This is a genomic window from Clostridium sp. CM038, assembly GCF_055081105.1.
Window position 1 is genome coordinate 3,606,211 of record NZ_CM143651.1, and the last position, 22,106, is coordinate 3,628,316.

Annotated in this window: 18 protein-coding genes and 6 pseudogenes; 2 read left to right on the forward strand and 22 right to left on the reverse strand. The window is 28.0% G+C overall.

Features of this window, described 5'->3' with window-relative positions; translation table 11 throughout:
- Positions 1–199 precede the first annotated feature (199 nt).
- From ACWJKS_RS16540 to ACWJKS_RS16565, 6 genes and pseudogenes are all read right to left on the reverse strand, one after another.
- On the reverse strand, positions 200–631 hold the full coding sequence (locus ACWJKS_RS16540; protein WP_462960041.1) for a hypothetical protein: 432 nt from the start codon (positions 629–631) through the stop codon (positions 200–202).
- Between the two features lie 2 nt (positions 632–633).
- Positions 634–1,422: a hypothetical protein gene (locus ACWJKS_RS16545; protein ID WP_462960042.1), complete on the reverse strand. Its 789-nt coding sequence runs from the start codon at positions 1,420–1,422 to the stop codon at positions 634–636.
- Between the two features lie 45 nt (positions 1,423–1,467).
- Positions 1,468–1,596, reverse strand: a pseudogene (locus ACWJKS_RS16550) (ATP-binding cassette domain-containing protein); the annotation flags it as partial.
- Positions 1,597–1,644: 48 nt separating this feature from the next.
- Complete coding sequence (locus ACWJKS_RS16555) at positions 1,645–2,940, reverse strand: sensor histidine kinase (protein WP_462960043.1); 1,296 nt, start codon at positions 2,938–2,940, stop codon at positions 1,645–1,647.
- Between the two features lie 131 nt (positions 2,941–3,071).
- Positions 3,072–3,701, reverse strand: a complete 630-nt coding sequence (locus tag ACWJKS_RS16560) for an accessory gene regulator B family protein (protein ID WP_462960044.1) — start codon at positions 3,699–3,701, stop codon at positions 3,072–3,074.
- Between the two features lie 50 nt (positions 3,702–3,751).
- On the reverse strand, positions 3,752–3,901 hold the full coding sequence (locus ACWJKS_RS16565) for a cyclic lactone autoinducer peptide (protein WP_462960045.1): 150 nt from the start codon (positions 3,899–3,901) through the stop codon (positions 3,752–3,754).
- A 259-nt stretch (positions 3,902–4,160) separates the two neighbouring features.
- On the opposite strand from ACWJKS_RS16565, the gene ACWJKS_RS16570 reads away from it, so the two are divergent.
- On the forward strand, positions 4,161–4,886 hold the full coding sequence (locus ACWJKS_RS16570; protein ID WP_462960046.1) for a LytR/AlgR family response regulator transcription factor: 726 nt from the start codon (positions 4,161–4,163) through the stop codon (positions 4,884–4,886).
- A 220-nt stretch (positions 4,887–5,106) separates the two neighbouring features.
- On the opposite strand, the gene ACWJKS_RS16575 is transcribed toward ACWJKS_RS16570, so the two are convergent.
- A complete protein-coding gene (locus ACWJKS_RS16575; RefSeq protein ID WP_462960047.1) occupies positions 5,107–6,228 on the reverse strand; it encodes a hypothetical protein in 1,122 nt (373 codons plus the stop codon).
- A gap of 800 nt (positions 6,229–7,028) precedes the next feature.
- On the opposite strand from ACWJKS_RS16575, the gene ACWJKS_RS16580 reads away from it, so the two are divergent.
- The gene (locus tag ACWJKS_RS16580) at positions 7,029–7,247 is read left to right on the forward strand and encodes a Tn3 family transposase (protein WP_462961088.1); all 219 of its coding nucleotides are present in this window, start codon (positions 7,029–7,031) and stop codon (positions 7,245–7,247) included.
- Between the two features lie 155 nt (positions 7,248–7,402).
- Here the strand turns inward: ACWJKS_RS16580 and ACWJKS_RS16585 are convergent, their stop codons facing one another.
- The 15 genes and pseudogenes from ACWJKS_RS16585 to ACWJKS_RS16655 all read right to left on the reverse strand — a co-directional run bounded on the left by ACWJKS_RS16585 (position 7,403) and on the right by ACWJKS_RS16655 (position 22,101).
- Positions 7,403–8,629, reverse strand: coding sequence for an ABC transporter permease (locus ACWJKS_RS16585; protein WP_462960048.1), 1,227 nt, complete (start codon positions 8,627–8,629; stop codon positions 7,403–7,405).
- A 20-nt stretch (positions 8,630–8,649) separates the two neighbouring features.
- Positions 8,650–9,930, reverse strand: coding sequence for an ABC transporter permease (locus ACWJKS_RS16590; RefSeq protein ID WP_462960049.1), 1,281 nt, complete (start codon positions 9,928–9,930; stop codon positions 8,650–8,652).
- Between the two features lie 3 nt (positions 9,931–9,933).
- A complete protein-coding gene (locus tag ACWJKS_RS16595; RefSeq protein ID WP_462960050.1) occupies positions 9,934–10,824 on the reverse strand; it encodes an ABC transporter ATP-binding protein in 891 nt (296 codons plus the stop codon).
- Positions 10,825–10,848: 24 nt separating this feature from the next.
- Positions 10,849–13,029 (reverse strand): peptidase domain-containing ABC transporter, encoded by a 2,181-nt coding sequence (locus tag ACWJKS_RS16600; protein ID WP_462961089.1) that lies wholly within the window; start codon positions 13,027–13,029, stop codon positions 10,849–10,851.
- 272 nt (positions 13,030–13,301) lie between these two features.
- Positions 13,302–14,048, reverse strand: coding sequence for a flavodoxin family protein (locus ACWJKS_RS16605; RefSeq protein WP_462960051.1), 747 nt, complete (start codon positions 14,046–14,048; stop codon positions 13,302–13,304).
- Between the two features lie 30 nt (positions 14,049–14,078).
- Positions 14,079–15,512: a S8 family serine peptidase gene (locus tag ACWJKS_RS16610; RefSeq protein ID WP_462960052.1), complete on the reverse strand. Its 1,434-nt coding sequence runs from the start codon at positions 15,510–15,512 to the stop codon at positions 14,079–14,081.
- Between the two features lie 66 nt (positions 15,513–15,578).
- The gene (locus ACWJKS_RS16615) at positions 15,579–18,722 is read right to left on the reverse strand and encodes a type 2 lanthipeptide synthetase LanM family protein (protein ID WP_462960053.1); all 3,144 of its coding nucleotides are present in this window, start codon (positions 18,720–18,722) and stop codon (positions 15,579–15,581) included.
- 216 nt (positions 18,723–18,938) lie between these two features.
- Positions 18,939–19,064 (reverse strand): annotated as a pseudogene (locus ACWJKS_RS16620) (mersacidin family lantibiotic); the annotation flags it as partial.
- Between the two features lie 78 nt (positions 19,065–19,142).
- Positions 19,143–19,298, reverse strand: a pseudogene (locus tag ACWJKS_RS16625) (mersacidin family lantibiotic); the annotation flags it as partial.
- A 78-nt stretch (positions 19,299–19,376) separates the two neighbouring features.
- Positions 19,377–19,532, reverse strand: a pseudogene (locus ACWJKS_RS16630) (mersacidin family lantibiotic); the annotation flags it as partial.
- Positions 19,533–19,599: 67 nt separating this feature from the next.
- A pseudogene (locus ACWJKS_RS16635) lies at positions 19,600–19,746 on the reverse strand (mersacidin family lantibiotic); the annotation flags it as partial.
- A gap of 78 nt (positions 19,747–19,824) precedes the next feature.
- Positions 19,825–19,980: pseudogene (locus ACWJKS_RS16640) on the reverse strand (mersacidin family lantibiotic); the annotation flags it as partial.
- Between the two features lie 78 nt (positions 19,981–20,058).
- Complete coding sequence (locus tag ACWJKS_RS16645) at positions 20,059–20,244, reverse strand: lichenicidin A2 family type 2 lantibiotic (RefSeq protein WP_462960054.1); 186 nt, start codon at positions 20,242–20,244, stop codon at positions 20,059–20,061.
- A 1,559-nt stretch (positions 20,245–21,803) separates the two neighbouring features.
- Entirely contained in the window at positions 21,804–21,941 is a 138-nt protein-coding gene (locus ACWJKS_RS16650; protein ID WP_462960055.1) for a hypothetical protein, read from the reverse strand.
- A 16-nt stretch (positions 21,942–21,957) separates the two neighbouring features.
- The gene (locus tag ACWJKS_RS16655) at positions 21,958–22,101 is read right to left on the reverse strand and encodes a hypothetical protein (protein WP_462960056.1); all 144 of its coding nucleotides are present in this window, start codon (positions 22,099–22,101) and stop codon (positions 21,958–21,960) included.
- Positions 22,102–22,106: the final 5 nt, after the last annotated feature.

Below are 22,106 nucleotides of genomic sequence, written 5' to 3' on the forward strand. Positions count from 1 at the left end.
ATTTGCTTTTTAAACATAATGACCTTATACCCTTATGGATTTAAATTTCTTGATATAAACCCCTTTTTCTGCCAAAGTTAGCCATTAAAAATGCTGATCAAAGTGACTATATCACCTCAACCAGCTGTTTGTTTTTTGTATCTTCAATTATCTTTTCAATCTTTAATGCCTCATCATTTTCTATATAATACTCACGCTGCTATATGCAACTTTTATGATACAATGTTCTAACTATTTTTTTTGATTCTTCTGATTGAAGCACATTTCTTAAAGCTTCAATAAATTCTTCTTTATTATTACATTCATAATCCAATTTCAAAATATCATCCATTGATTTTTTATCTTTTAAATAATTACACTCTATTCCTATTGGGTAATCATTTTCCGCTCTAGAATACACTGTAAACAAAGTATATGAATAATTATCTAGACTAGGAGACACTATCTCGAAGTTTGTTGAAAGTGAATATTTTGATTTACTATCACTTATATTTATTTTTAAAAGTCTTATAAACAATACATCATTAACTTTCTTTTCAAATACTTTTACTTGTTTATTTAATATTGAAAATGGTTCCTCATTGTCTTCATTATTTAAATCTAACTTCCCCCATAAATCTAAATCACTCATTATTAAACCTCCTCATAAATTTTAAAAAATAATGGTAAATGGTCAGAGTATTGCTTTTTATTTGGCTTACTGTTCACAAGCAAATCTTTCTGTCCTATAGCATCGATTATCTTTAAATTCTCGATGTCAAAACCTTTAATCAAACTTGGTCTAATAAGTAGTTGGTCGAAGGTATTCCAATAATATGATATTACTCCACTGTTATTATAATAATATGTACCCATTACATTAGCAACTACATTACCCATATAATGCCACATCGGATTATAAAAAAGCTTTTTCTTTTCTCCATAAACTGTTCTATTACCTTTCAACGCCACCTCTTGACTCATAACTCCATGAAATCCATCAGCTGATACCATCCCATCCTCAAACGGATTCATATTAAAATCTCCTATGACAATAGTATTATTTATTCCAAATTCTTCTTCTTTCTTTTCAATTTCTCTGTTGCACTTAACTGCAACAGAATACTGATCTTGTCCCTTGCTATATAGTTTACTTGGCAAATGAACTCCAAACAATAATATATCTATCCCATTTTCATTTATCTTACAATCAGAATAATATTTATCATCCTTAATACTTTTTAGGTTATATCCAACTTTATGCAAAATAATAATTCTCCCAATATCCAAATTATTTCCTACTTTATAATTTAAATCATTTTCTTTTAATCTTCTTATCATATAATCAACATCAATTTTCTCATACTCACATAAAATTAAAACATCAATATCATGTTCAACACAAATTTTTTCTATACTTTGATATAAAATATTTTTATTCAAATTCCAGAATAGTATATTTATGTACTCCAAGTAACATTAATATTAAATCATATTGGGGTCAAGTCTATTAGTAGGCTCATCTAATATTAATAATGGTGGATATGTTAATACTGATTGAGCTATACCTATACGTTGTTTCATTCCTAATGAATAGGAACCAACCTTTTTATTAATAGTGAATATATGTATTCACTATTGCCGTTTTGGTTCCATTGATGTTACCTATTTATTACTTACAGTAATTTCTTGAATGAATTGTACATCAGATATAGATGTATCTAATGAAATATTTTTATATTTACCTATCATATTTTTACAATTACTTAGTCCTAGTCCCCTATTTTCACCTTTAGTAGAGAATCCTTCTTTAAATAATTTAGATAAAGCAGGGATATCGCCTTTAAAGGTATTTGCTACAACTAGGATTACAGAATTGATTTTGTTTATTAATGCAACATCAATTACTTTCTTTTCACTTTCTAAGGCTGATTCAATAGCATTATCCAAAATTATCCCTAAGCATCTACTCAAATCTATTATATCCATCTTAATAATTGTTATAGGTTCTACTATATCAATTATTATATCTATCCCTAATTCTTGAGCCCGAATTACTTTTCCTGATATTAACCCTTTAATTTGAGGTAATTTTATGTTTTTTAACAGACCAAGTTTATAATTATTTTTATTCATTTTATTATTTAAGGGATAAATATTTTTATTAAAATGTTCTTCTAAACCTTCAATATCCTTTTCTTCAATAAACGCTGCCATAGATGATATTATATTTATATAGTCATGTCTAAATTTACGCATATCCATATATAGATTTTCTAAGTTATTAGTGTACTGCTCCAGATTATCTAACTGAATTTGTTTATATTTGAATTTCTCTTCTTTCTTTGATATAACAAATAGAGAAATACATATAATTACCATAATAGACCCATATGCTACAATTGCAAGTGTGATTTTTTCTGATATATAAACATCATCAGAAAAATCAATCCAAATAATAGCTAAATAAAATAACCCAAATGTAAGCACTAGCATTATATCAATTAAAATAAAATATTTAGACTTATAATTTTCAAATATGAAATCATTGTGTTGAATTAGTAGTTTCCCAATAATTTTACTGCAGAAATATACTATTAAATATATAATTAAATAAGTACTATAATACCCTAAAGTAGATGACAAAAAAGATCTTCCGTATATTTTTAAAACTATGAGTCCAGTAAAATTATTTATAAGCATTAGTACTAATATTACTAGTATTTGCAGTATAAAACTTCTTATTATCTTGTTGCTTTTTTTGTAAATAAAAAATACAGGTGTAAAATATACAGCTATAGAAGCTATTCTAGGATCAAATAAGAATAGTGGTACATAAATAAATCCTATAGTTAACCCCATAATAATATATTCTTTAATGTTAAATTTATATGGACTAATATTTCTTAAGGTAATTAACATTAAAATGACTAACAATAGCACCTTAAAATTATATTCCATTATTATTATCATCTCCCACTATTTCACAGTAAAATAACATCCATTTCAATTATAGTACAAAACAGACATAAATTGCAATAAATAAAAACACTCATAACATTGGAATAATTCCAAATTATGAGTGTATAAAATTAAAAAAGTTCATATTTTTCATAATTATTAAAATTACTTTTCAGTAATTTATATGTACAAGGTAAAATACTTAAACTTTGAAGGATTAATGCGAACATTGTTAAATTAAATAAATCCTTATTTAATAATAATAGATTTATAAATATAAAAATTAAAGCTGTTACTGTTGCTTTAATTTTAAGTTTTTTTCTATGCTCTTTTTTTAATATAGGACGATTTTCCGTATCTGCTGGAGAATATTTATATAAGAGTACTGTACAAATAATGCTTACTATGCATGTTAAAGAAATACTTAAAGGATATTTTACAGTTATATAAGCACTACCAATAAAAGTAATTAAGCTTACAATAGTACATCCTAAACTACTTTTTAAATGTATACCGGCTGCAGTTAATCTTAATGCTCCAAACATAACAAATAATATAAGTACTTCTTTTACCAACCCTGTAAGTAATGCTACTATAACTATAAATAACAGCTTGAATACGTTTATCAACATAATTATAATTCCCAAATATAGTTTTTCAATTTCAAATGCCTTTAAATTTAAATTGTTTTTAAAGTAATTTAATAATTTAGTTGTTATAAATTCATAAAAATCAAAATGCATTTTACCTTTTGTTTTCATTTTATCCTCCTTTTACAATAAATAATATGCACCTTATACGTATAATTATTTTATTTATTACTTTTTAATAAATTAGTAGGTATCTTAGGCTCATACATAAAAGGGCCAACAGATAGTTGGTTTGCATGAATCTCTCCTATGCTTATAAGACCTTTAGCTAACTTTTTTAAAAAAATACTGTTTTTTTCTGAAGTTTTCATAATGAAAAGCCACCTTTCATAAGTTGAATTCGCTTTCTATATATTTAGTATAACCTTTTCTGTATACATTTTACAATAGAAGTAATAATTACATTTACAAACCTAATAAATGTAATTACCTGCATGACATAAGTAAAATTTGATTGTTTTTTTGTAAAAATTGAAAATAGACAGGTTTTTTATGTTAACATATTTTAATAAATCAAAAATTTGTTTATAAGAAACATTTGCTAAATATAATAACAAAAGGGGACAAACCATGCTAAAAATTTTTATTTGTGAAGATAATATAGTTCAAAAAGAGAATCTAGAAAATATTGTAAATGATATTATATTAATTGAAAATTATGATATGGAACTTAAGTTAAGTACTCATGACCCATATGAAATACTAAATACAATAGAGGATAAGAGTATTTCAGGTTTATATTTTTTAGACGTTGATTTACATTCTGATCTTAATGGAATTACATTAGCTGAAAAGATAAGAGAATATGATCCTCGAGGATTTATAGTCTTTGTAACTACCCATGCTGAAATGAGTTATTTAACCTTTTTATATAAAGTTGAAGCTATGGACTATATTATAAAAGATAATTATACTAATATACAACAAAGAATAAGTGAATGTATAAAAAATGCTCACGATAAATATAAAGCTAAATCATGTGAACTTCAAAGAGTATTTTCTATTAAAGTGGAAGATAAGATAATTAATGTTGATTTTAATGAAATCATCTTTTTCGAAACATCTTCAACTATACATAAAGTAATCTTATATTGTAAAAATAGACAAGTAGAGTTTTATAGTAAAATGAAAGAATTAGAAGATAGACTAGATGATCGATTTTGTAGGTGTCATAATTCCTTTATAGTTAATAAAGATAACGTTAAAGAAATAGATAGAAAAAAGCGTATTGCATATATGATAAACGGAGAAGAATGTCTTATATCTACTAGAGGTATAAAAAAGCTACTAGATTAAAAATCAAAAATAAAAGTTCACCCGTATGAGATTTTTCCTGCATAATTTGAGCTAAGAGGTTTAAAACGTGAAAGGTGATTAAGCAATTCTAGTGTTTCTGCACCTCCTATTTCAAATCACTATGGAGGAATTTCATACTATATCACATATCTATATTCAAGGTCATGGCTCTTTTGCTTCGGTGCATCGAAATCGAAGAGCAGTTAACCATAAATTGTTGTTAAAGTGAAACGGGTCCCACTATTACAAAATGTAATAATTCCAGGCTCTTATTAAAAATGGACTCTAAAATTATCTCATCATTATTAGAACTATACCTAATTCCATCTTTTAAATCCATTAAATAAAATAATTTTGTATTTTTTTGAATAGCTTTATTTAACTCTATAGAATTTAACTCTATAGAGTTATTTAATAGATATAATAACTTTAACATTTCATAATATTCATCATTATATATTAGTTTTTCATCATTATCATTTACATACGTTAATAAGGAATTTACTGAATGTTTAGTTGCTTGCAAATAATATTTATTTGCTGTTACCTTCCCAATATATGCAAAGAAAATTGCTATATAAATATTTTTATATTTAATAGCTTCTAACCTTTCATCAATATACCCTATCCACATTAACTCTAAACCATTTTCACCAAATCCAATTGTAGCATTTTCAATTAATAAATCTAAAAGTTCGGTACTTGAACTAATAAACTCATTATAATTATTTTTACAGCATATTACTTTTTCTAACAACTCATTTTCAATAAGATTCTTTCTATATTTTAATTCAATAAATTGAAGCTGTACTTTTAGATCATGAGGACTTAAAAGGTTTATATCTTTAATTAAATTTGAGTGAATATTTTTGGGCTCACACTCCCCTAGAAAATTCATTAAATTTATCTTTTCATTTATAATTGTTTTATAAACTAACTCAAATCCTTTTTTTAGTTCATTCACATTTTCTCTAGTAACACTCGCAACTTCTATAGGCAAAACTTCTTTATTATATGTTGATTTTAATATTATATCAGCAATAATATTTTCAGATGTTGGTTTTTTCATATAATTTTCAGCTATCTTGTTTACTGGTGAATTTATAATATAAAAGACTTCTTTAGCATATTTTATATTTTTTCTTTGTAGATTATTAATATTTACAACGAAAAAAACCATAAGTAATTTACCTGCTTCATAAAACATATTATTATCAACTTTAGATACAATCTCTTTAGTATTCGTAACTGATACTTTTAGATCCAGCTTACAGTTATTGTTAATAAAATCTTTTAATAATACTGTATTAAGTAATAAATCATTACTAATTTGTTTTTTCATTTAACCATCTCCTTACTTATAATCAAATCATCTCCTAGGTAGCTGATATATTAATAATTTTTATTTTTCTTATAGTTAATCATACAATAGATTTATATATACTTTTTAATTTTATGATAATTGATTGATTTTTAATAGCAAAATCACTTTTTTTAACTTTTATTGTTATAACATCAAGTTATAAATATAAAAGCTTCAACATTTTCATATAAAGTTTAAGAAGGAGCTACATGGGGTATGGCACTGATTCGTGGTGCGCCGGCAGGGCGTATATTCTAGCAGGTGGGGATCCTGTCAAGGTAAGATTTAGCAAATCGCTTTGTATCGAGTCTTAGAGATGTTGCGTTAACGTAACATTTTAAGCGTAGACAGAAAGTTATCGAGGTAGAATTTACTGGGTGTGCGGCCTTTTTAGTTAGCGAAAACGTTGTGTAGTAGTGACGATAAGCTTTCTAGGCTGATAAAATAGTTACTTAATAAATTGTTTCTGTTAGTTAACTGATATTTTGGGGTCCGAATAGAAGCCAATAATCTTATGGATACTAAGGCTTACTAATACTCTTGCCAGCGTTGCAGTAATGTAATGTTGCGAGGCATAGGTAAAGACGGAGACACTGGCTGTAAAGTCACACTTCGGATACTGTTGCAATTGATATGTTGAATTAGCATTGATATTATTAGTTTTAGGTTATTTTTTATTCCTGTTGGTGTGATTCAGAGAAATGTTGGCGAGACCCCGTATTAGGGTATTTTTACTTATCCACTCTTTTCGGGGGGATGGTCAAAAATGCCTAGAATAAATAGGGGTACGGCAACAGGATCAGTTCCAAATAGCAATTGCTCTAAATATTTTAATTAATGCAATAATCATTTGGAATACAACTTATTTACAAAAGGTTATAGATCATTTAGAACAGAATTACACTTTTGATGAAAGTTTACTTAAACATATATCCCCATTAGGATGGGAACATACCAATTTGCTTGGCGAATATAATTCTGATGTTAAAAATGTTTGATGAAAAATAAGTAAATGATTACCCCACCTATTATAAGACCTTTTATAAAGAAGACATAGGAAGCAATATACTCATTATTAAAAAAAAGTATTGAAATCATTATGTTTAACCTAATTAAATTTTTTTTATAATTCGCTTCTTATATTAAAATAAATTTATACTACATGTCTTTTTATTATTGATTTTTTTTCACTATATCTTAATACTCCTCTTTTAAAAATCTTGCTGCTTAAATATCCAATAACTGCAATTGTTATCATAATCAATAATATACTTATAAAAACTTCTGTATTTGTTACTGTACTGCTTATGAGTAACCTTGCTGTCATACCAAAGGGCGCTGAGAATGGTATTAAGGATAAGATTTTAAGCCATGTTGGTTTATTAAAAGAAAAAATCACAAGAAGGTAACAAATTGGTACTGTAAATATTACTATTACTTGCCCTATATTAATATCGCTTATACTTCTCGCTAAGGAAGCTAGGCCCGATAACATAATACAATACAATATATAAGCTAATGTAACAAAAACTATGCAGTACACGGCTACTTCTAAAGAAATACTAAATTTATTAAGTAAGTCGAATTTATTATTGTTAATTTTTGTAAATATAAAAGTAGCAATTAACCATAAAAATATTTGAGTTAAGCATACAAAACAGGTACCTAAAACCTTTCCTATAAATAGCGCTATAGGTTTTGTTGCTGTTATAAGCGTTTCCATTATTCTACTACTTTTTTCTTCTATTATTGTAGAGGAGGCTATGGTACTATAGAATAATACTAATGATAAAATAACACAGCTGATTCCTACATGAAGAAGCCTCTTTTCTCTCAAACTGGCACTGGCATCTTTTACATCATTAATTGACTTATTTTCATTAACTAAATCTATAAGTTTTATTTCCTTTTGTGTTGTTAGATAATTTAATTTTTCACTGGACAAATTAAGTTTTTGAGATTTAACTTTTAAAAGCATAATATCAAGTATTTTTCCTATATCATTTATCATTTTATTATTTGATATATCATTGGTGTATAATTTAAAAGTATTTAAATCCTCTGACAAAACTACTGCTGCTGAATATTTTAGATTTTGTACCTGCATATCTTTTTTAATATCATCCAAGTTTTTATTAACAACTTTAAATGAATACTTATCATTATTATTTTTAAATAAATTTTCATTTATATTAATATTACTAGCCTTTATAACAGCTATAACCTTTACAGTTTCTTTCTCAACCACTAGTTGCTTAATATTTTGAAAATTCACTAAGCCTGCTAGTACTAGTATTATAAAACATGTAGAGAAGCATACTGATTTCTTTTTTATTGTTTGTATGTACGTAAAACTAAAAACATTCCAAAAATTCCTCATTTTTATTACCTCTTTCCTGGTTATTCAGCAGGTGTTACAGTCTTAATAATCTTTGTTACTGATAATTTACTACTATAGTGTAATACTCCTTTTTTATAGAGCTTACTACTAAACATCGCAGTAATAATTATTGTTAAAATTAACATTACTATACTTATAATTATCTTTGCAGTACTGATTTCGGTTAATACTATTCTCTCGAACATTATGACGGGTGAAGTCAAAGGTATATAGGATAAAACCTTCATATAGATTGAATTAACATTACTAGTACTAATTGCAGCAATAAACATAAGTATCATATTTGCAAACATTATTGGAAGCTCTATTTGAGTAGTATCTTGAGTATCTGTAAATAAAGATCCTATTGCCCCATATACAAAGGCATATAGTAAATATGAAAGTAGTATAAATATCCCGAAGTATAATACTATATTTGTGGGTATATTTATTTTTGTTATATCTTTTGAACTAACCCCACTAATACTGCTGAATACACAGCCACTTAATATAAGTATTAATAATTGAGTAATTACGGTACTACAGAGACCTAAAATTTTACCTAAAAAAAGAGATATTGGTTTGGTCATAGTAATTAACGTTTCTTGTATTCTATTGCTTTTTTCTTCAATGATTGCCCTAGATATGCTGCTTGCATTAAGTGTTGACATAAAATAAAAGGCGCACACCATCATAATAACTATAGATACTTTTTCACCATATTTTGCGTTTATATTATTCAAATGACCAGCTTCATTGCTTGATATATTAACAACTTCTACACTAGCATTAGCTTTTAAATATCCTAGTTCTTTTGAGGATAAATTTAACTCCTTTGCTTTTTCATTAAGATAAATAGACTGAATAAATGTATTAACTTGATCAAGCAATACATTACTAGCATCTTCTCTTACCATTAATTTAAGCTCTGAATCTTTATCATGGTTTAAAAGTAATAAAGCTGAATATTTTGACTTACCATTCTTAATCTCGCCTTTTATAGCATCCAAGTTTTTATTATCTACAAGATTAATTTTACAATTATTTTCTGGGTAAGAGTCTAATATATATTGACTGATTCCAAGGGAGCTTTCATCATCCACAAGAGCTATTACGTTTGTTTTACCAATGCTTATGGACTCTTTCAATGCTACCATATTATTGTCAAAATAGCTTATTACTTTTGGGTAGTTAAAGAACAATCCTACAGCCATAATGCCCAGAAAGGTAACCACTACAAACTCCATATTTTTTATACTTTTCATATAAGTAAACTTAAAAACTGTAAAAAACTTTTTCATAACTTAATCCCCCAATTGTTTCAAGAATATATCGTTTAATGATGGTTTTAAGTATTCAAATTTTTCTAAATGCAGATTTAATGATAAAAGTTTACTTAAAAATTCTCTAATTGTTTTTCTGTTTTTATATTCAAGGATATAATTATTACCGCTTATATCAATTTCTTTAATACCCATTTCATTTATAATATTTGTTATATTTGCAGACGTTGATACAACTACTTGTTTTTCTGAATATTTTTCTTTAAGTGCATCTATACTACCTTGAAGAACAATTTCTCCTGATTTTAACATCGCTATGTTGTCACAGAACTCTTCTACATCATTCATTTGATGGCTACTAAATAATATAGTTTTATTTTTCTTTAAAAGGTCTCTTATTATATTTTTAAACAATTCAACATTTACAGGATCCAGTCCACTAAAAGGCTCATCCAGAATTATTATATCTGGGTCATGTAAGATAGCTGCAATAAGCTGTATTTTCTGTTTGTTTCCCTTTGATAATTCATCAACTCTTCTGTTATAATAATTTGATATATGAAACTTATCTAGCCAGTATAGTAGGCTTTGCTTTGCTTCTGATTTCTTTAAACCATTTAACTGTCCAAAATATATTAATTGTTCTGAAACCTTATATTTTAAATACAAGCCTCTTTCTTCTGGTAGATATCCAAATCTAACTTTTGATTTTCTTATATCTTTGCCATCTAAAAGTATTTCTCCTGAATCTTGATTTATTATTCCAAGAATGCTTCTTATTATAGTAGTCTTTCCAGCTCCATTTCTTCCTAAAAGACCAAAAGCTTCTCCTGCTTTTACGTTAAATGATACTCCATTTAATGCTTTTGTTTCATTGAATGATTTCTTTATATTTTTAACTGTAATATCCATAACTAACACCTCATTAATTTAATTTTACGAACAATTCAACAAATCTTCAATTCCTACCGGAGAATTTTCTCCACTATCATATAGATTGTAATAATAACCTTTTAGATTAAGCAGTTCTTTATGTGTACCCTGCTCTACTATTCGCCCTTTATCAATGACTAATATCCTATCAAATTTATCAATTGTACTTAGTCTATGCGCCACAACTATACATGTATTCTTTAAACCAAATACTTGATCCATAAAGCCCTTTTCTGATTGATTATCTAATGAACTTGTTGGTTCATCCATCAATAATATCTTAGGATTATTAATTAGAGCTCTAGCTAATGATATCTTTTGTCTTTGACCTCCAGATAAGTTAACCCCATTTTCCGATAATATTGTATCGATTCCAAGTGGACTGTCTTTTATAATATCCATTATTCCTGCTCTCTCAATAGCCTTTGAAAGTATACCATCATCTATATTTTCCTTTCCTAAAAGTATATTTTCTCTTATTGAAGCATTAAATAATTGTGGTTCTTGTAATACAACACCTATTTGATTTCTTAAGTTTCTAATATTCATTTGACTCATATCCAGATCATCTATAAGAATTCTTCCTTCTTTAGGATTATATAGACCTAAAATCATTTTAAGTAATGTGCTTTTACCTGATCCACTTTTCCCAACTATAGCGATCTTTTCGCAAGGCTTAATATCCAAATTTATGTCCTTTAATATGTAAGGTGAAAACTCATTATATTTGAAGTTTATATGTTCAAAAGATATAGTACCTTCTTTAATATCAAAACATTCTTCATCTAATCTACTTTCCGGGTTTGTATTTAATATGTCATACCACTTATTTATATAAGTCCTTAAAACTAAAATTTCCATATATGATCCACTGATTGATATTATTGGTTGTAAAAAAGATGCTGCAACAGTATTAAAGGCTAAGAGTGTTCCAATAGTAAATGTTCCACTCCCAACTTGATAGCTACCGTACCACGTAATAAATAGAGCAAGCATAAATTGTACTGTATATGGTATATTTGAAAGTAATGCACTCCACTTTCCTTTTTTAGTTGTAAAATACATCTGTCTAGTAAAGTTCGTTTTCCAGTTTTTCAAAAACAACTCTTCTGTACCTAAGGACTTTATGGTTAAAATACCATTTACCGTCTCATTTAATATTTTTTGAACTTTTGCTTGTGATATTAACTCATCGTTAGTTATTTGTTCTACTTTGTAAGTACTAAAGATTGAAACAGTTATTATTAAGCCACTTATTATTAAAATGATTACAGTTAATGAAACAGAGTATTTTAACATGATGTATAAATAGACAAATATTAAAAAGAAATCAATAATTAATGACACTAGCTTTTGAGATAATATTTGACGTACATACACATTTGAATTAAATCTAAAAATAAGTTCTCCTGATGATCTGTTAGTAAAGAAAGTATATGGTAATTTAAGCATATGTTCCAATAAATTAGACATTAGTTCGCTATCAAATACAGATTGAAGCTTTACTATTACATAATGTCTTGAAAAATTCATGAAATAATAAAATATAGAAAACACCAGTATGCTTAAACCAATTTTATTTAAAAACTCTGTATCTGCCTTAAAAATAATATTATCAACTAGACTCTTAGTTATAAATGGCACAGCTACACCTATAACCTGGATTAACACTGAAAGTACTAGTAAGGTTACCAGAAGTTTCTTTTCCTTAAAGAGAATAGACAAGAAAAATTTAGTTTTACAATCATCTTTTTTTTCTTGAAAATTCTCATTAGGATAACATAGTAAAGCTGAGTTTGAAAAACTTTCTTCAAATTCTTCCTTTGAAATCCAACGTCTTGTATTTGCTGGATCAGAGATTAAAACTCTTTTTGAAGTGGCTTTTTCAATAATTACAAAATGCTTTTTATTCCAAAAACCTATAAAAGGAAATAAATTTTTGTCTAATGAAGTTATATTCGTAATTTTGACTCCTCTTGTACTGTAGTTATAACTCTTTAGTATTTCACTTAGTTGGAATAATGTATATCCACCATTGGGAACTCCATACTTTTCTCTTAAAGTTGACAGCTCCATATTATAATTGAAATAATTACAAATCATAGAAACACATGCAAGACCACACTCGCTGTGTTCCATTTGTTCTATATTTTTAATTTTCTTAAACTTCTTAACTATAGTAATCCCCTCCTAGCAATTACTTATTTTAATAAATTTACTTTGATATATATTTTAAAGCATATTCTCCCTTTATGAATGAATTTGTAATTAATACAATATTTAAGGTAATTTTCGCTTGAATAAAGATTTTTACCAAATTACCCCCTACCCACACTATATTTCAATTTCAAAATTGTTAACTTATTTTAACTGCATTAACGGCCTCAGAAGGAGATTTATACTCCCACTTATAGAAGTGGGAAACCTCCTTCTGAAATGTCGTTAAAATTCTTAAATCAACAAGCGGATCTTCTTTTAATTAATAATTCTGAAAAACTATTACATTCTAGTTGTCCACTATCATTCCAAAACTTGTACTCAGCACTCTTATCCTTTATAGCTGAATCTTCAACTAGTTTCATTGCAGTTTTCAAACCCTTGAATATAGTTTCTAATACCTGATCACTTTCTATGTTTTTATTATTTATTAAGTATTCATGCATGGTATTAGCAGCCTCTTCAATATTTTCTTCTAAGAAACCAGGCTCATTTAATTGCTTTAGTGAATACACAGTTGCTCCTAATTTTCCTATAATTCTAATTCCCAAATAATTCATTATCTTATGAAGATAATTATTTACATACTCTATACCATTTCCACCAGAAGTAGCTATTATAAATCCAGGTTTACCTGCCAATATCATAAGGTGCATCCAATAGCTAATCCTATCTATAAAAACCTTCATATCTCCTGAGATATTATGAGCATAAACAGGACTTCCAAATATAACAAGGTCCGCCTTTAATATTTTGTTCTCTAACATCTTTACATCATCAGTATTATCTAATATACATTTCCCATTTGAAAAGCATCCATTACAACTTTTACAATGAGTTATATTAGTATTATTTCCAGTATAAATGTCTAACACTATTTCTTCAGAGGTTTTTCCCTTTAACTTATCAAAAATTTTATTTAATAATCCTAAGGTTTTTGACTTCTCCCCTGCTTGAGTTCCTATATAAACAAATATGGTTTTCATATAAATTACCTCTCTTAAATTATTTAAAGTTTATTTTATATCACGTAATGAATTTTCTGCATTAACAATGCCTTTTCCAAAATATATAGGGTTATTACCATTTGCACCAGGCGTTGTACCTTGATATAAATACTTTTTAATCATTTCCGGTGTAGGTTTGGTTCCGAATTTCTCTTTATATTCTGCTATTATTAATGCTGCAGTAGCCGCTACTTTAGGGGCAGCTAGGCTAGTACCACCTACATTAAATTCATATCCTTTACTAAATCCTAGATTAGAACTTAATTCTGATTGAGGAAAATACGTTGGATATGTTATTAATAACATGTATTTTATATCAGGAATTTTTTCACTTTCCCACAAAGGACCAAAATCTCCAGAAGGGGCTGCAATACTTATAGTTTTACCGTAATTTGAGTAAAAAGCTAACTTATCATCTTTGTTAGATGCTGAAACTGTTATTACATTTGGCAGCCCACCAGGAACGTGAAACTGCATATCATTTTCATACCCTCGCTGTAGCGCCAACTGATTAGGATAAGATATATCATATCCCTTCATTTCCGTGCCTGATGAAGCAACTATTAAACTTCCTTTTTTGTTAGCAAATTTCACTGCCCGTAAATAGCCGAAATATATTGCTCGTTCTTCTGGATTTCCGACTGATTTATATGCCCCTAAGCTTAAATTAATTACATCCATTTTGTCATTAGCAGCCTCCATTATTGCTTTAATTACCCAACTTGATTCACATTCTGCTCCCTCAAAAACCTTATATGGTGTTATGGCAATTTTAGGTGCAACACCTTTTAGATTTCCATTAGCAGCAATTACTCCAGCTACCATTGTGCCATGACCAAAAGTATCTTTAATTGAGTTATCATTTGGTGTAAATATCTTTCCACCAACAATATTCTCTTTTAAGTCTGGATGAGAATCATCAATACCGCTATCTATAATAGCAACTTTAACAGAATGGTTTCCCTCTTCAATATCGTAGCTTTTGCCATTACCAGTTACTTTATCAATGTCCCAGTTCCACTCTCCATATATATTTTCAGATTTTATTTGCTTCACTTTCCGAGCCATATTATGAAATTCAGGGTTGATTCCTAAATCCATGTCTACAGATACTTTATCATTGGCACCTACTGCTTGAACCAAATCACTAAATTCTTTGTTGATACATTTTTTTGTATCATTTAGTAAACTTTCATCTTTAGATTCTATAATTAAAACATTGATTTCTTTAATATCACTAATCTTTATATCAGGATACTTATTTTTTAATTCAGCTGTAATTTCTGTATACTTTTTTCCTTCTTTTATAACTATCATATATGAATTAGTATTATGTGAAACATTTATACTTGCGTTAACTAATGAATAGTCTAGGAACAAAATAGTTATAGATAAAATTAATACTATTAACATACATTTCTTATTTCTAAACTTTTTGCACAACCTAATCACTCCTTCTGAAATGTAATTAAAATCGAATAAATAACTAGGTTATTTCTTCACATAAGTCTATAGTTCAAGCATCATAACATTTGGAATCCTTTCAGGACTACGAAGCCTTAATAGCTCATATCCAATTCCTGTCATGCCTGTAAAAAGACCTAAATCCTTAAATTGTGGAATTTCTCTAAGCCTGAACTTATTAAGCTCTTTTTTAAATGAAAATATATTGCTTAGCTTTTTATAGATAATTGATTTTATATTTTCATCCTTACTTTTATTATAAACTTGTAATAATAATTCAATATCTCCAAAATTACCGTGACATAGACAATCATCATTATGAATGGTATCCTTGTTTGAGCTAACTGCAATTTCAATTTCTTCATCCATTTTTGAATCATTATAGTACTTGGACATTAATAATCTACTCATTCCAATGCCAGTACTTCCATGACACCACTTTGTAGCAATTTCATTACCACCATCTCTTTTATCTATCCAGCCTAACCTTTTACTATCAAATAAACTTCTATCATGCTCTATCATTTCTAATGCAAGGATTTTGAATTTATTTTCATTTAAATATTGTGATAGTTGTAATAATACAACTGCAATACCACTAGCACCATGAGACATTCCACCTAATAACTTATTTCTATCTACATTTGATAACTGATCTATTAATTTTTCTCCTAACTTCTTTGACAATATTAGATATTTCTCTTCTCCTAAAACATCATAAGTATTTAAAGTCATTTTAATTAAACCAGTTGTACCTCCAAGCCAATCGTATTCTGTTATATTATCAATATTCTCTTCAATGTAATCACATATCTCTTCAATAACTTTTCTATAATCCTCTCTTTTTTCGTCCTTATAAACTAAAAGTAATGGATAAAGTAATGAAGCTTTTCCTATAAATGCACTTACAACTTTAGAGTACTTAGCTCTTTCAATGGCTGACTTAATTAAAACTTGCATTAAATCTCTATACTTTTCATTATTAGTTTCTTTGTATAATTGATAATAATAGACGGCCTTACCCGATAAGCCATTATATAAATTTTCATTAGTAGGTCTTATTTCACTTAGTCCATCTTCCTGATAATTAACCTCTAGCCAAGTAATAAAGTCATTATTATTTGACTCTTTAGCCATTGATAAAAGTTCTTCTCCTAAATCTATAGCTTCTTTAAGCAAATCTACGTCATTAAACGCATTTGTTTTAAGGGCTCCAAGAAAATTTTTTTCATTTTCTTCAAAATTCTTTTTATACTGATTTTTGTATTCTCCAAAATTAACAAGAATATAAGATAATTGCTTATCAATTTCCTTTTGGTTAAGTTTCTTAATATTATCTAAAACTCTATCTAACGATGTAGTTTCAAAATAATCCTTGATTCTTTCACCGGTACTTGTTATTATGTCACGAGAATCTGCATAAGCAGAAAACATTGGAATATCTTCATATAACATATCTAAGATTTCAGCCTCTATATTTCTCTTATCCATATATGGGTATCCCCATGAGTTCTCAAATAGCTTTTCTCTTTCTTTAAAATCTTGAGTACAATTTGGATGATATGAATAAGTTAACATTTCACCATATGTACTAGTATTCTTTATTACCTGACGTGTTAAGCAACCCTTAAATATATTAAGAATACTCTCTTTTGAAATTAAACTTTCTTTATCACTTATTATGAATTCACAAGTATCTCTAAACCCTTTTAAGATAAACTCTTGATACATTCTAAAGTCCACCTTATTATCATTTAGTTTAGGGATATTACTACCACCTTCCATAGTTATTTCCGTATACTCATACCTCATATCATCAGTCATAATGTTATTAGGTGCTAAAACTTTATATGGAAGGGTCTGTTTATCACCATTTAATGCACTAAAGTCAATGCCACCGCTTTCACTATTTTTCTTTAGAGCTATAAACGGTATTAGGCAGGTGCTGATAACCGAATCCATTATTTCATATTTTGCAACAACGTCTGCTGAATCATTAAATTTAAGGGGCATAACTTGATGAAGAACTGTTTCAAGATCAATAATTACAGGATATTCTGCATTTGCAATTATATTTTCATAATGGAAATCTGTTCCTTTTAAAATATACATAAGAGCTATGGTTTGACCAAATCTAGTATAAAATCTTTTAATCTCTTCTTTATTTTCACAGGAATTATATTTAACAAATTTTTCAAATGAAAATTCATTTTCATAAAACCCCTTATTTATATAAAAATCTAATAAATTACTATTTTTATTAATCCATCTAACAAAGTCATAGTATTTTTCACAAACCTTTAAATTCCTAGGCTTATATATAACCCGTATTTCATTTGAGAATACAAATTGGATTACAGATTTACCTTTTTGGTGTGAGTCACCCTCATTAGCTATAATTTTATTTAATTTATGACCATCTATATTAATCTCTAATACTTGTTGAATTGTATTAAAGTTATTATCTAATCTATTTAATGCTTCAATTACGTGCTTTATAAAATAATCAGTTTTCACTGTTAATAATCTTGCTAAAACAGCATATTTTGTATAAAAATTTACTATAGAGTCTAAATTTTTAAATTCATTCTTAACGAAACACTTAAATCTCTCTTCTGGTGTTAAACCTTCCAATTCATTATTTGCTTTTGCTAAATGTAACTCAATCACTAATGACTTATTTGAAATTTGTAAAAGTATACCATTAAGTGATTCGATCACTTGTGATGGTATTTCATCATTACATTGAAAATTTTTCAACTCATTTATAGCCTTTTTTATTCTTGAATAAGCCCAAAATAAAAATGGTCTAACGGTATAATCTAATCCATAATCAGGCTTATTTTCATTATCATCAATAATATTCTCTTCCTTTTCAATAAAATGTTCTAAAATTTCTTCGAATTTATTAAACCAATCTGATTTTACTAAATCCGTACTCAACATTTCTCTATCCTCTTCACTTAAATCTTTAATTGCATAATTAAATTCTTTTTCATTAAAGCCTTCAACTTTTAACTTTGTATTAAAGCTATCGGATTTAATTACTGACTTTCTACTTTTCCACGCTTCTATATACTTATTTTCAATATCTAAGCTTATATTATTTTTCTTAAATGTATCTAATCTTTCTCTTATGGACATTGCATTTACTAATTTTTTCACAGTACCACTATTTAAAACTCTCATAAAATTACCCCCAATTTTATCTTAATATTTTAAACTCGTAAAATAAAAATAATGTTAAAATTTTTCTATCATATATTATAAATGCCCCCACTGAGTTTTTCAGCTATTTTTAAGGGGCATTTATGCTCCATTACTAGAAATTAAAGTTAATTTACTCTAAAGTGAGCAAATGCTTTTATGATTAGCAGTGTTTTAATGATACTGTAATACCTGTACCTAAACTAAATGAAGCCGCTGCCTGTACAAACTTACTATGCAAAGTGGTGTTGTTTCTGCTTGTACATCCCCACTCCCTTGTGATGCTACCATTTCATCTATTGATAACTCCTCAAATGATGGTCCTACTACCTTGTTTAATTCATATTTTTTTCCATAATTTTTTCCTCCTCAAATTTTTATTATTGTAAATCTAATATCTTATTAGCAGTGTTTTAATGATACTGTAATGCCTGTACCTAAACTGAATGAAGCCGCTGCTGCAGTTACTATGCAAAGTGGTGTTGTTTCTGCTTGTACATCCCCACTCCCTTGTGATGCTACCATTTCATCTATTGATAACTCCTCAAATGATGGTCCTACTACCTTGTTTAATTCATATTTTTTTCCATAATTTTTTCCTCCTCAAATTTTTATTATTGTAAATCTAATATCTTATTAGCAGTGTTTTAATGATACTGTAATGCCTGTACCTAAACTGAATGAAGCCGCTGCTGCAGTTACTATGCAAAGTGGTGTCGTTTCTGCTTGTACATCCCCACTCCCTTGTGATGCTACCATTTCATCTATTGATAACTCCTCAAATGATGGTCCTACTACCTTGTTTAATTCATATTTTTTTCCGTAATTTTTTCCTCCTCAAATTTTTATTATTGTAAATCTAATATCTTATTAGCAGTGTTTTAATGATACTGTAATGCCTGTACCTAAACTGAATGAATCCTATGCAAAGTGGTGTTGTTTCTGCTTGTACATCCCTTTGTGATGCTACCATTTCATCTATTGATAACTCCTCAAATGATGGTCCTACTACCTTGTTTAATTCATATTTTTTTCCATAATTTTTTCCTCCTCAAATTTTTATTATTGTAAATCTAATATCTTATTAGCAGTGTTTTAATGATACTGTAATGCCTGTACCTAAACTGAATGAAGCCGCTGCTGCAGTTACTATGCAAAGTGGTGTTGTTTCTGCTTGTACATCCCCACTCCCTTGTGATGCTACCATTTCATCTATTGATAACTCCTCAAATGATGGTCCTACTACCTTGTTTAATTCATATTTTTTTCCATAATTTTTTCCTCCTCAAATTTTTATTATTGTAAATCTAATATCTTATTAACAGTGTTTTAATGATACTGTAATGCCTGTACCTAAACTGAATACCGCTGCTGCAGTTACTATGCAAAGTGGTGTTGTTTCTGCTTGTACATCCCCACTTCCTTGTGATGCTACCATTTCATCTATTGATAACTCCTCAAATGATGGTCCTACTACCTTGTTTAATTCATATTTTTTTCCCATAATTCCCCTCCTTTCTTTTTAATACAATGAATCTTAATTTTGGTTGCATAATGTGAAAAACTAATTACAAATATTATCTACCCAATAACTTAAATGTTTTAATTTTGTATTTATCATCGATTTAAGCTATTACTTCAACGTTATTTGTATTTCTATCCTTCACTGTTTGTTCCTGTCACAATTACAGTTTAATATGTTTATACTATTTAAAATCGTTAATGTAATATATTCATAGTACAAGGTAATAATTGACTTAGAAATTCAGTTATCAACTCGAAAAATATATAATAAATGATAATTATGTAATGGTAATATGATTTTGAATATTTAGAAAGGAAATTGTTAGGTAATTGATGCCATAAGGAGAGGTTTAAGATCGATTATAATTTCATTGCCACACGGTAATACCGCATGATTTTTTATGGTTGGTCTTAGCAGCAGTCAGTAACCTAGTCCAAAGCAAATAAAATTATTCCCCCTTCGCCCTCAGGGGAAACAGTTCCTACGGCATTGTAACAGAGCCTTTTTTGTTTTTGCCATATTAGTATTTTAAATATAGAACCTCGCTTCGATCAGGTGGGAGATGGACAGGTTTTTCACCTCAGATTGGTAGAGCAGTAACGTTTGTCCCGAGAATTTAGAGTTTTAAAAAAGTAATTAGTCTTCGCGTTTTCCTTTTTAGATATTAATATTCTTATAGTAAATAGATTTTATAGACCTTTATAATAGTTATTATATTTTATATCTATTGTAGTTACTATCAGTATAGAGAATTTAGAAGGACAAGATCTACGCACGCATATGTTTCAGCTTCGCAGAAGATGATTTAATCATATCGTTGAATCTAAATACGTACACCGCCGATTACAAGACCAGGGCTTCTCTACCTATACGTGCGTAATATTGTTTATATCTGATACTTATTAGGGTATATTTTGGCTTATTCCCCCTTTTCGGGTGGATGGGCAAAAATACAAAAAAACAATCCCCACTGCATAGCAGTAAGGATTGTCACCCCTGATGGTGAGGGATTTTCAATATTTCAATCATTTAGCCAATTTCAAAAATATATTATTTTACTAAAGCAAAAATTTATTTATAATAAACATTTGCTAAATATAGTGACAAAAGGGGACAAATCATGCTACCATATTTAGCTCAATAATCATCTAAAAAAAAGTGCTCAAGTGATTGATTTCCAATTACTTGAGCATTTTTTAAAACTACATTTGTATGTATGGATTTCCTAATCATTTATAGCTGCAAATGCTACCTGACTTAACCTGCTATATCTTAAGCCTTTGCCTCAACACTAAATGCTCCCTTTTTCCTCCAAATAAATATCGCCATAATAAATGGCATAATAAAATTAATAAATATAAAAGGACTAAATCCAACAAATACAATTACATATACTATTTGGGATACTACATCAGTAAAGTAAATATATATGCCTAGCTCCTTCTTCTTTAAAATCAAAATAACACCTATAATTAGTATTATTAAAAATACCAAACCAATAATTATATCAGAAGTTGGTGTTATTGGAAATCCATCCGCTATAAGCTCAGCATCAATGTTTTTTTCATAACTAAGTTTTTTATAGACAGCATTAATCCTAACCCACTAATAACTAATTGGATAATTAAAAATATTACTAAACCTGCTCCCATTTCTGGTCTTCTAATTTCTTCCATGATTTTACCTCCATATTTATTTATTTTTCTTACGTTCAATAATCCTCACAACAATAACTATAGCAATGATGGCTACAATTCCTCCAAGTGCTGGCGACCACCATTTAATAGTTTGAATAATTCCTTCAGATACTCCTAAATTCAATAAAAAATTTCCCATATTAT

What these genes read in the sequence shown, in the direction of transcription:
- ACWJKS_RS16575 (WP_462960047.1), bottom strand. Translation starts at nt 6,228, where the DNA reads ATGAAAAAACAAATTAGTAATGATTTATTACTTAATACAGTATTATTA.
- ACWJKS_RS16615 (WP_462960053.1), bottom strand. Translation starts at nt 18,722, where the DNA reads ATGAGAGTTTTAAATAGTGGTACTGTGAAAAAATTAGTAAATGCAATG.
- ACWJKS_RS16540 (WP_462960041.1), bottom strand. Translation starts at nt 631, where the DNA reads ATGAGTGATTTAGATTTATGGGGGAAGTTAGATTTAAATAATGAAGAC.
- ACWJKS_RS16590 (WP_462960049.1), bottom strand. Translation starts at nt 9,930, where the DNA reads ATGAAAAAGTTTTTTACAGTTTTTAAGTTTACTTATATGAAAAGTATA.
- ACWJKS_RS16650 (WP_462960055.1), bottom strand. Translation starts at nt 21,941, where the DNA reads ATGGAAGAAATTAGAAGACCAGAAATGGGAGCAGGTTTAGTAATATTT.
- ACWJKS_RS16570 (WP_462960046.1), top strand. Translation starts at nt 4,161, where the DNA reads ATGCTAAAAATTTTTATTTGTGAAGATAATATAGTTCAAAAAGAGAAT.
- ACWJKS_RS16645 (WP_462960054.1), bottom strand. Translation starts at nt 20,244, where the DNA reads ATGGGAAAAAAATATGAATTAAACAAGGTAGTAGGACCATCATTTGAG.
- ACWJKS_RS16565 (WP_462960045.1), bottom strand. Translation starts at nt 3,901, where the DNA reads ATGAAAACTTCAGAAAAAAACAGTATTTTTTTAAAAAAGTTAGCTAAA.
- ACWJKS_RS16555 (WP_462960043.1), bottom strand. Translation starts at nt 2,940, where the DNA reads ATGGAATATAATTTTAAGGTGCTATTGTTAGTCATTTTAATGTTAATT.
- ACWJKS_RS16560 (WP_462960044.1), bottom strand. Translation starts at nt 3,701, where the DNA reads ATGAAAACAAAAGGTAAAATGCATTTTGATTTTTATGAATTTATAACA.
- ACWJKS_RS16585 (WP_462960048.1), bottom strand. Translation starts at nt 8,629, where the DNA reads ATGAGGAATTTTTGGAATGTTTTTAGTTTTACGTACATACAAACAATA.
- ACWJKS_RS16605 (WP_462960051.1), bottom strand. Translation starts at nt 14,048, where the DNA reads ATGAAAACCATATTTGTTTATATAGGAACTCAAGCAGGGGAGAAGTCA.
- ACWJKS_RS16655 (WP_462960056.1), bottom strand. Translation starts at nt 22,101, where the DNA reads ATGGGAAATTTTTTATTGAATTTAGGAGTATCTGAAGGAATTATTCAA.
- ACWJKS_RS16595 (WP_462960050.1), bottom strand. Translation starts at nt 10,824, where the DNA reads ATGGATATTACAGTTAAAAATATAAAGAAATCATTCAATGAAACAAAA.